We start from the raw sequence: 13,441 nt of genomic DNA, 5'->3' as shown, positions 1-13,441 counted from the left end.
GCGCTTCGATTGCGCGCATTGACAGGAGGGGATGCTAGGACCGGGCGAACCCCGAACAAATTGTACCTAGGGCCTACGTCGTCCGCTCAGGCCTCGACGGGCGGGCGGTAGACGACGCCATAGCGCTCGAAGATCGCCGGCACCTTGCCGTTGGCGACGAGCTGGGCAAGCACCGACTCGAGCTTGTCGCCGAGATCGCGGCTATTGTCCTTCACCGCGATGCCGACATTCCAGCCGGGCGACATCATCATCGGCAGCGGCCCCTTGCGCTGGACCAGCCGGTCCTTCGCGGCGAGGAGACCATGTTCGATCTGCGCGCGCGTGGCGACCACCGCATCGGCCTTGTCGCCCGCCACGGCGGCGACGGCGGCGGTGCCGGTGGGATAATGATGCACGTCGCCGCGCAGCACCCCGCCCGATACCGACGAGAGGTAGAAATCGGGGATCGTATCGATCTCGGCGGCGAGTGGGCGGCCCTTGAAGGCGGGCGGCATCGCCTCGCAATCGGGCGATCGCTCGCGATTGCAGGCCATGGCGAAGCTCTCGCGATAATAGGCCCCGACGATCACAGCGCGATCGTTGGCGAGCGCCAACTGGCGATCGACCGGGATGTGCATCATCACGTCGGCGGGCGCAAGGCCGGTCAGCGACCCGCGCCACACCGCATTGCGCAGGTCGGCCGCGACATCGTCGCCGGGGATCAGCTCCAGATAGGAGACGCGCAGCGCCAGCGCGGAGGCGAGCAGTTCGCCGATCTCGACGTCGATGCCCTTGAGGCCCTCCGCGTCGCGCCACGACCATGGCTCGAAATCGCGATAGACCGCGACCGAGAGGAAGCCGTTCCTGATGACGGTATCGAGCGGCGCCGCGCCGGCGCGAGGGGCGAGCGCAAATGCCGCCCCCCCGCCGATCAGCGACAGCGCCTGTCTGCGCCCGATGCTCATGGGATCAGCTGTCCGTATGGACTTTGTCGAGCCAGGAGCGGATCGCCCAGCAGGCCTTCTGGCCGAGGATCTCGCCCTCCGGCGGCATATAGACCTTGCCGTCGCGGACCGATCCGTGGTGGCAGCGGTTGATGAACCACTCGTCGCCATCCTCCTTGACGTCGAGATAGCGCAGATCGGGCGCGATGCCGCCCGAAATCGCCTCCAGACCGTGGCAGCGCGCGCAATTCTGGCCGTAGCCGCTCTCGCCGATCTCCTGCGCCTTGGCGTAGACGGCGGGATCCGCGCGATAGGGATTCTTGGTGATCCAGTTGTCGTTGCCGCCCGGCACGTCCGGCAGCGCCGAGGTATCGACCGGCTGGGGGGTGACGTTGCCATGGGCGAACACGCTGCCGGAGATCGAACCGACCATCAGCAGGGCGGCGGTGGCCATCGCCACGGCTTCAAAGCGAACCTTCATGAATCCCTCCAACGCGCGACCGACTTGCCGCCTTGGGCACGACAGTAAGGGGCTTGCCGCGCGCTCCCCATGATACTTAGGGACTAGAGGCCCGCCAGCAGCCGAAGGTCTACCAAAGGCCCATGCGCACCATCCCGCTTCTGCTCATCGCCCTGACCGCCGCGCCTGTGTCCGCCGCGACGGTCTATGTCTCCAACGAGAAGGGTAATACGCTAACCGTGATCGACGCGGCTACGCTGAAGCCGATCGCGAGCTGGCCGGTCGGCAAGCGGCCGCGCGGCATTCTGCTGTCGAGGGACGGCAAGACGATCTACCTCTGCGCCAGCGACGAGAATGCGGTGCAGGTGATTGATCGCGCCACGGGCAAGGTGCTGGCCGACCTGCCATCCGGCGAGGACCCCGAACAGTTCACGCTCTCGCCCGACGGCCGCACGCTCTATGCCGCCAACGAGCGCGACGCCGCCGTCACCGCGATCGACATCGCGAAGAAGGCGGTGGCCTTCCAGATTCCTGTGGGCGTCGAGCCGGAGGGCATGGCCGCATCGCCCGACGGCAAATACGTGCTCTCCACCTCCGAGACCGACAGCCAGGTCCACTGGATCGATCTCGCGAGCAAGCAGGACGTCGCGCAGACCGCCGTCGGCCTCCGCCCCCGCCATGCCGAGTTCACCCGCGATGGCAAGGCGGTATGGGTCTCGGCCGAGATCGGTGGCACGGTAAGCGTGATCGACGTCGCGACCAAGCAGGTGACCGACACGATCGCGTTCAAGCCGCCCGGCGTGCCCGCAGACAAGGTGATGCCGGTCGGCGTCGATTTCGCGCCCGACGGCACCACCGCGCTCGTCTCGCTCGGCCGCGCCAACCAGGTCGCCTTCGTCGACGTCGCGTCGCGCAAGGTGACGGGTTACGTGCCCGTCGGCCAGCGCGTCTGGCATCTGGCGATCACGCCCGACGGCACCCGCGCTTTCGCCGCCAACGGCCTGAGCAACGATGTCTCGGTGATCGATATCGCGACGCGCAAGGTGATCGCCACCATCCCGGCCGACAAGGCACCATGGGGCGTGGCGATCGCGCCGTAATCCGATCCTCCCCCGCCAGGGGGAGGTGGCACGCGCCAGCGTGACGGAGGGGGCGGGCGGCGGAACAATTGAGGTGGCATCGCCGTCGTCCCCCTCCGACGCCTTCGGCGCCACCTCCCCCTGCCGGGGGAGGATCGTTCGCTCCTTACAGTCTCGCCTCCGCCCAAAGGCCAATAACCCAAGGTACAATTTTCCGACCGCCCCTCCCGCGCCAGTCTGGCACGCGAGCCGGCCCCGTGACGAGGCCGGACGTCTGGGGAGGTTTCCAATGAAAGCATATCGGACGCGGCTGAAGGCCGCGGTCGCCCTCGCTTGCCTGCTCGGCGCGGCTGGCCCCGCGCTCGCCGACACGACCGACGACCTGCTGCTCGCGCTCAAGAACAAGGGCATCCTGAGCGACGCCGAATATCAGCAGCTCCTCGCCCGCAAGCAGGCAGAACCCGCCCCCGCGCCCGTCGCCGCCGCTTCTCCGCAGGCCGAATCCGCGCAGCAATCCGCAGCCGGCGCACTCGACATGAGCCACTATGTCAAGATGGCGGACAAGGGCGTCGGTCTGCAGATCGGCGACGTGAACCTCACCTTCTCCGGCTCGGTCAACGGCTTCTACACGCATGACAGCGGCGCTTCCGCGACGGCCAATCACACCGTCGCTGGCGGCCTCGCCAGCGTCGGGCCGAAGAGCTCGGCGGTGCGCAACGGCCTGCTTCCCGGCTTCCTGAAAATCGAGGTGACCACCCAGCAGGCCGGTTGGGATGTCGGCGCGCACTTCGGCTTCTATCCGGGCATCAACAGCGTAACCGCCGTCGGCGGCGCCAATTCCGCCGGCAACCCTGTCGCGCTCGGTACGTCGGGCATCGATTTCCGCCAGACCTATCTGACATTCGGGCGCACCAATATCGGCGAGTTCAAGATCGGCCGCGACATCGGCCTGTTCGGATCCGACGCGATCCTGAACGACATCACTTTGCTCTCGGTCGGTTCGACCGGCGGCAACGCGGCGCCGTCCAACACCTCGCTCGGCCGCATCGGCATCGGCTATATCTACACCGACTTCCAGCCGCAGATCACCTACACCTCGCCCAAGTTCGCGGGCTTCCAGGCCTCGCTGGGCGTGTTCCAGCCGCTCGTCACGATCGGTCGCAGCGAGGTCAACAAGAATCCCGGCTTCCAGGGCAAGCTGACCTACGACTGGAAGGGCGACAGCTTCGGCGTACACGCCTGGGCCGGCGGCATCACCCAGAAGCACAATTCGACCGATCTGCTGCCGGGCTACACCGGTTCCGCCTTCGATGTCGGCGCCAAGCTGACCTACGGCGGCGCCAGCCTGCTCGGCTATTTCTACGACGGCAAGGGCGTCGGCACGACCGGCCTGTTCATCCTTTCGACCGATGCGCTGGGCAATCGCCGCAAGTCGAACGGCTATTACATCCAGGGCACCTACACGATCGGCAAGTTCACGCTGGGTGGCAGCTACGGCGCGAGCTTCCTCAAGATGACCGGTGCCGAGAAGGCGGATCGCGATGCCGGCGCACCGGCGGGCCTCTACGACCCGACCCTGCTCGATCGCAACTCCAGCTGGGTGGGCCAGGGCCGCTACGGCCTGACGCCGTGGGTCACGCTGATCGGCGAATATATCAATACGAAATCGAAGGCGCAGGGTGGAAACCACGCCACCTCCGACACGGTTGCGGCGGGCGCCATCCTCTTCTTCTGATGGAGGGTTACACCTGACCGCTGGGAGGGCCTGCCGCGCGAGGGGCGGCAGGCCCTCCTTCTTTGGTATCATTGCCGCGCAGGCCGCGACGCCCCCCTATGGCACCAGAACAAACGATATGGGGCGGGTGCGTGACGAAAGGCTTTCTGCTTGCCGCTGTGGCATTTCCGGCGATGGCGTTCGCCACCGATGCGCCGGTTCCCGAAAGCGCGCAGATCATCGTGACGGCGCCGGGCGGAGCGATCGACAACGATGACGCCGTCGGTATCGACGGCCGGGCGATCCAGGCGGCAGGCACGCCCGAATTGCTGCAGGCATTGGCCCGCAACATTGCCGGCGTGTCGCTGCAGGATGCGCAGAACAATCCGTTCCAGCCGAACCTTGTCTATCGCGGCTTCACCGCCTCGCCGCTGCAAGGCACGGCGCAGGGCCTCGCCTTCTACGTGGACGGCGGCCGCTTCAATCAGCCATTCGGCGACACGGTGGATTTCGATCTGCTGCCGGCGGCCGCGATCGACACGATCACGATCAAGGACGCAAGCCCGGTCTACGGCCTTAACGCTCTGGGCGGCGCGGTAGTCGTGGCGACCAAGACCGGCCGGAGCTTCCAGGGGCTTTCGATCACCGGCGCGGGCGGCAATTACGGCTGGGCGGAAGGTTCAGTCGAAGCGGGTTGGAAGAACGGCCCGTGGAGCGCCTATGCCGCCGTTCAGGAGAGCCATGACGGGGGTTGGCGCCGCCACTCCTCCTCCTCGCTCTACAACGGCTTCGCGGACCTCGGCTATGACGGCACGAGCGCCGGCATCCACCTGAAGATCACCGGCGCGGATAGCGATCTCACCGGCAACGGCTCCTCCCCGGTCGAGCTGCTCGCCGCCGATCGGCGCGCCGTCTTCACCTGGCCGGACAACACCCGCAACCGCTTCGGCCGCGTCAGCCTCCACCCGTGGGCGGCGCTTTCGGACACGACGCGGATCGAGGCCAGCCTCTATCTCCAGCGCCTGCGCCAGAAGACGGTCAACGGCGACAACGCCGATGTCGATGCCTGCGACGAGGACGAGACCATGCTCTGCCTCGAAAATGCCGAGGACGAACAGAACCCGCTGATCGACGCCACCGGCGCGCAGGTTCCCGCCCTACTCGACGACGACGATCCCTATGGCGTGCTCAACCGATCCACCACGCGGAGCACGGCGGGCGGCGCGCTGGTGCAGCTGGTGGACAAGCGCCCCCTGCTCGGCGGCACCAACCGGCTGGCGGTGGGCGCCAGCCACGACGGCAGCCGCACGCTCTTCCACAGCTCGACCGAGCTGGGCGCGCTCACCGATACTCGGGGCGTGGACGGACTCGGCCCGATCATCGCGCAACCGGATGGGTCGATCACCCCGGTCTCGCTCAAGGCACGCACCCGCTATGCCGGCTTTTTCATCAGCGACACGCTGCCGCTCGGCCCCCGCCTCTCCGCCGAGATCGGCCTGCGCTACAACATCGCGCGCGTCATCCTCGACGATCGCATCGGCACGGACCTGAACGGCCGCCACACGTTCAGGCGCTTCAACCCCGGCGCCGAGCTGGACTATGAAGTCTCCAAGGGCCTGTCGCTGCGCGCGGGCTATGCCGAGACCAACCGCGCGCCGACGCCCGCCGAACTCTCCTGCGCCGGGCCGGACGATCCGTGCAGCTTCACCAACTTCTTCGTCGGCGATCCGCCGTTGAAGCAGGTGGTGGCGAAGAGCTGGGAGGCCGGCGGCTCCGGCAAGTTCGACGTATCGGGCTGGTCGTTCGACTGGCTGGTCTCGGCCTATCGCAGCACCAACCACAACGACATCCAGTTCATCGCGTCGGACGTGCGCGGACGCGCCTATTTCCAGAATGTCGGCCAAACCCGCCGGCAGGGTGTCGAGGCGAGCCTCAACGCGACGCGCGGGCCGTGGAAGGCCGGCGTCAGCTACGCCTTCACCGACGCGACCTTCCGCAACCCGCTGATCCTCAACAGCCCGGACAATCCGAGCGCCGACGATGACGGCACGATCGCGGTGTCGCGCGACAACCGCCTGCCCGGGATCCCCCGCCATCGCGCAACATTCTCGCTCGACTATGTCGGCGATCGCTTCACGCTGGGCGGCGACGTGCAGGCCCAGAGCGGCCAGTATCTGTTCGGCGACGAGGCCAACGAGCAGCCCAAGACCCGCGCCTTCGCGGTGGTCGATCTGCGCGGCAGTTTCAAACTGTTCGGCCCGCTCTGGGCCTTTGCGGAGGTCAGCAACCTGCTCGATCGCCACACCGCCACCTTCGGCACATTCAGCGAAACGGACGAGGTTTATCTGTCCGAAGCCCCCGGCGCGGAGGATCCGCGCAGTCTCGGGCCGGGCGCGCCACGTCGATGGAAGGCGGGGCTGAAGGCGCGCTTCTGAGGCGATCCTGTTAGTTCGTATACCCTGATACGCTCACACCTTTACCGAAACCCGACAACCTCCGACACCGCGCTTCGTCCAACATCGGAGGAAGAGTGATGCGTGTTTTCCTGACGGGCGCGACCGGCTTTATCGGCTCGCGCGTGGTGCCGGAACTGCTGGCGGCCGGACATGAGGTGATCGGCCTCACCCGCTCAGACGAAGGTGCGCGGTCGTTGGCCGAGGCCGGCGCCGGGGTGCATCGCGGTACGCTGGAGGATCCCGACAGCCTGCGCGCAGGCGCGGCGAAGGCGGATGCGGTGATCCACACGGCGTTCGATCACGATTTCAGCCGCTTCGTCGAGAATTGCGAGAAGGACCGGCGGGTGATCACCGCGCTGGGCGAGGAACTGAAGGGTTCGTCGCGTCCGCTGATCATTACCTCCGGCACCGGCATGGGCGATACCGGCCGCAGCAATCTCGCGCTCGAGACGGTGTTCAACCTGGATCACCCCAATCCCCGCAGTGCATCGGAACTGGCCGGCCATGCGGTGGGCGAAACCGGCGTCGATGTCCGCGTCGTGCGGCTTCCGCAGGTGCACGACACGCATCGGCAGGGTCTGATCAGCCCGCTCATCCAGATCAGCCGCGAGAAGGGGCTGGTCGCCTATGTCGGCGAAGGGCTCAACCGCTGGCCGGCGGCGCACGTGCTCGACGTCGCCCAACTCTATCGCCTTGTGCTCGACAAAGGCGAGGCTGGCGGGCGCTACAACGCCGTCGACGAAGAGGGCATCCCCGCGCGCAGCATCGCCGAGACGCTTGGTGAGGGCCTCGGCCTGCCGGTCCGTTCGCTGACGCGGGAGGAGGCTCCGGCCCATTTCGGCTGGATGGCGATGTTCGCCGATCTCGACATGGCAGCATCGAGCGCACTCACCCGCGAGCGGCTCGGCTGGCGGCCGACCGGGCCGAGCATGATCGAGGATCTCAGGGCGATGGATTACTCGGCCGTCTAACGAGCGGTATCGATCCGGGGCAGCAGGTCCGCCTCCAGCCCCGGATAGAAATGCGAGACCGACCGCTCCAGTTCGTAGCGCGCCGCCGCGACATGGGCGAAGCGCGGCGGGATCGGCAGATTCCCGGCCTCCGCCATGTCCAGCCCTTCGGCCACGGCGTCGCGGAGTGTCCTGTCCAGCCAGTCGATCCAGTCGCGCGTCTGGTCGATCGCGGCGGCCGGTGTCGGGTCGAACGGGCCGTGCCCCGGCACCGTCGCGCGGTGGGGCAGCGCCTTGAGCCGGTCGAGCGAGGCGCGCCAAGCGGGCAGATCGGCATGGGGCGTGCTCGGCGCGCGATCGTGGAAGACGAGATCGCCGGCGATCAGCGTTCCAGTTCGCCGGTCGAGCACCGCGAGGTCCGCCGCACTGTGGCCGGAGAGCGCGATCAGGCCGAAGTCGCGCCCACCGATCGTCTCGTGATCGCTCGCCAGCACGGTGCCGGGGATGCGCAGCTCGGTGCCGCGCATCCAGTCGCCGAGCAAGCGGTACATGCCGTCCGAGAAACCGGCACCGTCGCGCTTCAGGATGTCGACCAGTTGCGGTGTCGCAGCCACCGCCAGCGGATCGAACGCCGCCGCGCCGTAGACGTGATCGGGGTGGAGGTGAGTCAGGTAGACGCGCACCACCGGCTTGCCGACCAGCTTCTCCGCCACGGCCCTCAAGGCCTCTCCGTAGCGGAGCGACGGCCCGCAATCGACCAGCACGGCGCCGGCATCGGTTGCGGCGATGGTGATGTTGGCGATCGCCCCGCCATTCGCCATCTCGATCGGCGCATCGGCGCCGCGCACCAGCCACAGCCCCTCCCCGATCGGCTCAGGAACGATCGCATAAGCGAGCGGCGCGGCGGCGGCCGGGAGAGCGGCAGCACCCAGCATGCCGGCGAGCATCAGGCGGCGCGACAACATCAATTGGCGGCGAACCTGGCCTGCGCCGCGACCGTCAGCTTCGCGCCATATTCGATGCCGTTGGTGTCACGCCCCGCCATGGTGAGCGCATCGCCCGCCTTGGCCGGGGTGATCAGGGTGAGCGCCGGATCTTCTCCCACCGAAGCCTCCAGCGAGACCGTGCCATAATCCGCGCCATCCTGCCCACGCAGCGTCACCGTCTCCAGATTGTAGGTCGGGATATTCGCGACGAAGCCGGTATCCATCGGATGCCGGAACGCCAGCCGTACCCGCGCGCCGCCCGTCTCCGCCCAGGCGCGGCCCCTCACCTCGCCCAGATGCTGCGCCCAGTCGCCCTTCACCCGGCTCACCGGCGGCGCCGAGCAGCCGCCGCCCGCCGCATCGATCCATCCGCCCGAGACGAGCCAGCTCCCGTCGGCAAGCTGCACCGCGCCGCGCACCGGCGTGCGCTGATCGAGCTTGATGCGCGTCGCGATGAACGGTTGCGAACGCCCCGGCGCGAAATCGACGGCGAGCGGGATCGGGTTGAGATCGGCGAAGATCAGCACGCGCTTCACGCCGGGGATAGTACGGGCATCGACCTCGACCGGAAATTCGTGCTGATCCTCGGCAATCGCGGGAAAGACGACGCGTACGCGATCGTCGAAACGAACCGGATCGTCGCCGAAGAAGGTCTTCGCCAGCCCCTCCCAATTGGGCGAGCCGAGCGGATCGGCCGGCGGCGCGGCAGTGGCTCCGCTGGCGAGCAGCAGGCCGATCAGGCAGGCGATCCGACGCATCTTCTTCTCCCAAGGGACAAGTTTGATCGCTGGAGGCGCGCGCTACAATGGCACCATGGGAGGAGAAGAGCGCCGATGATCGCCGCCTTGCTGATGTTGCTCGCGACGCCCGTCGATCCGGCGCTGTTCGATCCCGCGACCGGCTATCGCATCGCTTCCTACCGCGGCGTGATCCCAGCCCCGCCGCCGGGCGTGGCCAGGATCGACGATAAGGCGGCCGCCGAAATGCAGGCCGACAGCGCATTGTTCGTGGATGTCGCTCCCGCCGCCGGCGCGCAGCGTGATGCCGTCTCCGGCGCCTGGCGACTGGCCGAACCGCATGACAGCATCCCCGGCGCACACTGGTTTCCCGAGGCGGGGCGGGGCACGGCGGATGCCGCGACCGATCGCTGGCTGGTGCAGGGCGTGCGCGCGCTCGCCCGCCATTCCGGCCAGCGCGCGATCGTCGTCTTCTGCTATGCCGATTGCTGGATGAGCTGGAACGCGGCGCTCAAGCTGCGCCGCGCCGGCCTTCGCCACCTCTTCTGGTACGCCAATGGCAGCGACGGCTGGCGCGATCTGGGGCGTTCGCTCGTACCGGCACACCCCGAAAACGACCCGGCCCCGCCGCCCCATAGTCGCAAGCCGGTCGGCATTTCACAAAAATGATCAAATCGGCGGCTAACCCGCCGACGATGATGGTTGGCGGGCGATAGCGCGCCGGGCATCGTCCCGTCCGTGCCGGAGACCTCCGGCACGGGTAATCATCGTTCACTGGAGAGGCTCGGCCGATGAAACCGTCACGTCGCGATCTTATGGGAGTGCTGGCAGCGATGGGCGGTACGGCCGCTTTGCCGCCCTCGATCGCGCGCGCCGTCTCGCTGCCGGCCAGCGGCCGAACCGGCAGCATCCGCGATATCGAGCATGTCGTGATCCTGATGCAGGAGAACCGCTCCTTCGATCACTATTTCGGCACATTGCGCGGCGTGCGCGGGTTCGGCGACCCGGCGGCTCTCCGGCTGCGATCGGGCGACAGCGTGTTCCGCCAGCCCAATCCGGCCGGCGGTACGGTCCTCCCCTTCCACCTCGACACGGCGACCACCGCCGCGCCGGTGATCAAGAGCCTCGATCACAGCTGGAAGGGCAGCCACGCCGAATGGGCGAACCACGACGTCTGGGTGAAGCACAAGACGGCGATGACGATGGGGCATTTCACCCGCGCGGACATCCCCTTCTATCACGCGCTCGCCGACGCGTTCACGATCGGCGACAATTATTTCTGCTCGATCCACGGGCCGACCAACCCCAACCGCCTGTTCCTGTTCAGCGGCACCAGCGGCACCGCGGTCGGGGCCGACGGCAGGCAGTGCATCGAGAATGTCGACGACGGCAACTGGACCGGCGACAAGACGCTCGACAAAGCCGCCTTCCCCGGCTGGGGCTGGACGACCTATGCCGAGCGGCTGGGCAAGGCGGGTGTCAGCTGGAAGCTCTATCAGGAACATGACAATTACGGCGACAACCCGCTCGCCTCCTTCGCCAACTTCCGGGGCGACGCGGCCGATCCCAGGCTGGTGGCGTGCGGGCGCGACATCGTCGCCGGATCGACGGCCGACAATGCCAAGGCGACCACCGCGCAGCATCTCATCGACGCTGTGGCACGCGACGCAGCGGCCGGCACGCTGCCGCAGGTGTCATGGATCGTCGCGCCCTTCGAATATTGCGAACATCCGGAAGCGGCCCCGCAATATGGCGAATCGCTCGTCTCGCGCCTGATCGACGCGCTCACCGCCGACCCCGCCGTGTGGGCGAAGACCGCGCTGATCCTGAACTATGACGAGAATGACGGCTTCTTCGATCATATCCCCGCGCCGATCCCGGCGACCGCGCCGCATTGGGGAGCGAGCACGGTGTCGACCGAAGGCGAGACATGGGGCGGCGAGCCGATCGGGCTCGGCGTCCGCGTCCCGCTGATCATCGTCTCACCATGGACGCGGGGTGGTTTCGTCTGCTCGCAACTGTTCGATCACACCTCGGTGATCCGCTTCCTCGAGGCCCGTTTCGGCGTCGCGGAACCGAATATCACGCCGTGGCGCCGCGCGGTGACCGGCGACCTGACCGCGATGTTCGATTTTTCCGGTTCCGCCCCAGCGCCGACCGGCCTGCCCGGCACGACCGGCTATCTCGCGACGGTATCCGCCGCCGCCGGCCGCCCTATGCCGACCGTTCCGGCCGATCAGGCGACGCCCCGGCAGGAAGCCGGCCAGCGCCCCGCCCGCCCCCTGCCCTACGCGCTCGCGGTGCAGGAGACGGCGCCCGCCGATCATGAAGGATTGCATCTGCTGTTCGACAATCACGGCACGGCGGGCGCCGTATTCCAAGTGTACGCAAGCCAAGGCGGCCCCTGGTATTACACCGTGGAGGCCGGCAAGCGGCTGCCCGCGACGCTGACGGTGGTCGGGCCGGACGGTCGCTACGACGTGGCCATTCATGGTCCCAATGGATTCCGTCGCACCCTGCGCGGCACCGTTGGGGCAGCCCCGCTCATCGTCGCGCGGACCGAGGGCGAGCGGATCGAACTGACCATCACCAATCCGTCCAACGCGCCGATGTCACTGGCGGTGAACGATCTCGCGATACGCATCCCGTCCGGCGGTCGGGAAGTTCGGCGGATCGCGACGATGGATCGCTGGTACGATGTCACCGTCAACGCCGACAACGCCGTCCGCCATTTCGCCGGCCATATCGAGACGGGCCAGCCCAGCCGTTCCGATCCGGCGATCGGGCAATCTGCATGAGCGTCCCGGTGAAACCCGCGGTCATCGGGCCGGTCACGTTCGGAGTGATGCTCGACCATCGGCAGGCCGTCTATCCTCACACCGACACTGCGGAAGTGCCGTCCGCACGGCGTCTTGGGGGCGATGACACGTGAAGATGCCGCTCCGCCCCGAGCCCTTTCGCCCGTTCGGACCGTTTCGACAGAGTCACCGCCCGCCCCGGCGCAACGCATAGCGATCCTGTTTCAGGATTTCGCGGCCGGCGGCACGGAACGGATCATGGTGCGGCTCGCCAACGAATGGGCGCGCAGCCGCGAGGTCGCAATCTTCTGTGGCTCGGAATCCGGCCCGGCGCGAAGCGGCGTTTCGGCGGGGGTGCAGGTCTTTGAAACCACCCCCGCAACGCCGCGATCGCTGCTCTCGCGGTGGATACTCGGACGGAAACTCTCACCCATGCTGCGTCGGTGGCGACCCGATGTCATCGTCGGTCCGGGGAACCATATGCTTCCCGTCATTCTGGCCAGCGACCGCACGGCGACGCCGATCGTCTGCAAGCTGAGCAACCCCATCGATCCTGCCACACATTCCATGATCCCGTCGGGATGGCTTGCCGGCGTGCGCCGCCGCGCCTGCGCGCCACTCACGCAGATCGTGGCGATGAGCCCGTCGCTGCGGGACGAGGCTGCCCGCTACCTGCGCACCGATCATGTCACCGTCATCAGCGAGCCGATCCTTGCGGCCCTGCCCGCTCCCATTCATCGTCGACCGAAGAGGCCCCGCCGGCGCATCGTGTTCGCCGGGCGGCTCGTGGCGCAGAAGAACGTCGCGCTCGCGCTTCGGACCCTGGCCTTGCTGCCCGCCGAAATGACGCTGACGATCGTCGGAGACGGACCGGATCGCGCCCGCCTCGAAGCGCTCAGCCTCCGGCTTGGTCTGGCCGGCCGCGTGAGGTTCGTCGGCTTCGTGGCCGATATCGCGCCCTACCTCACCGATGCCGATCTCTTTCTGCTTCCATCCCGGTTCGAGGGCTATCCGGCCGTCCTGATCGAGGCGCTCGCCGCCGGCCTGCCAGTGGTGGCGACGGCCTGCTCCCCGGCGATGCCGGAGATCGTATCGGATCCCTCATTCGGGAAGATCGCTCATCCCGATCCGATCGCGCTCGCCGCCGCCATCCTGTCGCTCGAACAGAGCGACGGACCGGATCCGGACCTTCTGGCCGCGTTTCTGGCGCGCCACAGCCTCGATACAGCGGCGTCGCGCTGGCTCGCGTGCCTCGACGAGGTCGTGCAGCACGGGGTTGCCCGGCTGTGAAACGGCCTGACTCTCGAGCGGCACGGACAGAATCCCCCAAGCCGGAGC

11 protein-coding genes are annotated in these 13,441 nt (G+C 67.7%); 7 read left to right on the top strand and 4 right to left on the bottom strand.

Features of this window, described 5'->3' with window-relative positions; all coding sequences use genetic code 11:
* Positions 1-86: 86 nt before the first annotated feature.
* Both QGN17_RS01480 and pedF read right to left on the bottom strand, forming a co-directional pair.
* Positions 87-944, bottom strand: a complete 858-nt coding sequence (locus QGN17_RS01480) for a substrate-binding periplasmic protein (RefSeq protein WP_281042743.1) — start codon at positions 942-944, stop codon at positions 87-89.
* 4 nt (positions 945-948) lie between these two features.
* Positions 949-1,377: a cytochrome c-550 PedF gene (pedF, locus tag QGN17_RS01475; RefSeq protein ID WP_390902670.1), complete on the bottom strand. Its 429-nt coding sequence runs from the start codon at positions 1,375-1,377 to the stop codon at positions 949-951.
* A gap of 149 nt (positions 1,378-1,526) precedes the next feature.
* Between pedF and QGN17_RS01470 the strand changes: the two genes are divergently transcribed.
* From QGN17_RS01470 to QGN17_RS01455, 4 genes are all read left to right on the top strand, one after another.
* Positions 1,527-2,483: a PQQ-dependent catabolism-associated beta-propeller protein gene (locus QGN17_RS01470; RefSeq protein ID WP_281042742.1), complete on the top strand. Its 957-nt coding sequence runs from the start codon at positions 1,527-1,529 to the stop codon at positions 2,481-2,483.
* 268 nt (positions 2,484-2,751) lie between these two features.
* Complete coding sequence (locus tag QGN17_RS01465) at positions 2,752-4,197, top strand: porin (RefSeq protein ID WP_281042741.1); 1,446 nt, start codon at positions 2,752-2,754, stop codon at positions 4,195-4,197.
* Positions 4,198-4,370: 173 nt separating this feature from the next.
* Positions 4,371-6,611, top strand: coding sequence for a TonB-dependent receptor (locus QGN17_RS01460; RefSeq protein WP_281045123.1), 2,241 nt, complete (start codon positions 4,371-4,373; stop codon positions 6,609-6,611).
* A gap of 98 nt (positions 6,612-6,709) precedes the next feature.
* Entirely contained in the window at positions 6,710-7,603 is an 894-nt protein-coding gene (locus QGN17_RS01455; RefSeq protein ID WP_281042740.1) for an SDR family oxidoreductase, read from the top strand.
* Here the strand turns inward: QGN17_RS01455 and QGN17_RS01450 are convergent.
* Together QGN17_RS01450 and QGN17_RS01445 are read right to left on the bottom strand one after the other, a co-directional pair.
* Complete coding sequence (locus tag QGN17_RS01450) at positions 7,600-8,550, bottom strand: quinoprotein relay system zinc metallohydrolase 1 (RefSeq protein WP_390902629.1); 951 nt, start codon at positions 8,548-8,550, stop codon at positions 7,600-7,602. The genes QGN17_RS01455 and QGN17_RS01450 overlap by 4 nt on opposite strands.
* The gene (locus QGN17_RS01445) at positions 8,547-9,326 is read right to left on the bottom strand and encodes a quinoprotein dehydrogenase-associated SoxYZ-like carrier (RefSeq protein ID WP_281042738.1); all 780 of its coding nucleotides are present in this window, start codon (positions 9,324-9,326) and stop codon (positions 8,547-8,549) included. The genes QGN17_RS01450 and QGN17_RS01445 overlap by 4 nt, the downstream gene beginning before the upstream one ends.
* A gap of 75 nt (positions 9,327-9,401) precedes the next feature.
* On the opposite strand from QGN17_RS01445, the gene QGN17_RS01440 reads away from it, so the two are divergent.
* The 3 genes from QGN17_RS01440 to QGN17_RS01430 all read left to right on the top strand — a co-directional run bounded on the left by QGN17_RS01440 (position 9,402) and on the right by QGN17_RS01430 (position 13,393).
* Positions 9,402-9,974, top strand: coding sequence for a rhodanese (locus tag QGN17_RS01440; protein ID WP_281042737.1), 573 nt, complete (start codon positions 9,402-9,404; stop codon positions 9,972-9,974).
* A gap of 122 nt (positions 9,975-10,096) precedes the next feature.
* Positions 10,097-12,103, top strand: coding sequence for a phosphocholine-specific phospholipase C (locus QGN17_RS01435; protein WP_281042736.1), 2,007 nt, complete (start codon positions 10,097-10,099; stop codon positions 12,101-12,103).
* A gap of 123 nt (positions 12,104-12,226) precedes the next feature.
* Entirely contained in the window at positions 12,227-13,393 is a 1,167-nt protein-coding gene (locus tag QGN17_RS01430) for a glycosyltransferase (protein WP_281042735.1), read from the top strand.
* The last annotated feature ends 48 nt before the right edge of the window (positions 13,394-13,441 follow it).

It is taken from the genome of Sphingomonas oryzagri (genome assembly GCF_029906645.1).
Lineage (GTDB): Bacteria > Pseudomonadota > Alphaproteobacteria > Sphingomonadales > Sphingomonadaceae > Solisphingomonas > Solisphingomonas oryzagri.
This window is presented reverse-complemented; position numbering and strand designations above follow the sequence as displayed.

Coding starts and splice junctions, on each gene's coding strand:
- QGN17_RS01440 (WP_281042737.1), top strand. CDS start 9,402: ATGATCGCCGCCTTGCTGATGTTGCTCGCGACGCCCGTCGATCCGGCG.
- QGN17_RS01470 (WP_281042742.1), top strand. CDS start 1,527: ATGCGCACCATCCCGCTTCTGCTCATCGCCCTGACCGCCGCGCCTGTG.
- QGN17_RS01445 (WP_281042738.1), bottom strand. CDS start 9,326: ATGCGTCGGATCGCCTGCCTGATCGGCCTGCTGCTCGCCAGCGGAGCC.
- QGN17_RS01480 (WP_281042743.1), bottom strand. CDS start 944: ATGAGCATCGGGCGCAGACAGGCGCTGTCGCTGATCGGCGGGGGGGCG.
- pedF (WP_390902670.1), bottom strand. CDS start 1,377: ATGGCCACCGCCGCCCTGCTGATGGTCGGTTCGATCTCCGGCAGCGTG.
- QGN17_RS01455 (WP_281042740.1), top strand. CDS start 6,710: ATGCGTGTTTTCCTGACGGGCGCGACCGGCTTTATCGGCTCGCGCGTG.
- QGN17_RS01435 (WP_281042736.1), top strand. CDS start 10,097: ATGAAACCGTCACGTCGCGATCTTATGGGAGTGCTGGCAGCGATGGGC.
- QGN17_RS01430 (WP_281042735.1), top strand. CDS start 12,227: ATGACACGTGAAGATGCCGCTCCGCCCCGAGCCCTTTCGCCCGTTCGG.
- QGN17_RS01465 (WP_281042741.1), top strand. CDS start 2,752: ATGAAAGCATATCGGACGCGGCTGAAGGCCGCGGTCGCCCTCGCTTGC.
- QGN17_RS01460 (WP_281045123.1), top strand. CDS start 4,371: ATGGCGTTCGCCACCGATGCGCCGGTTCCCGAAAGCGCGCAGATCATC.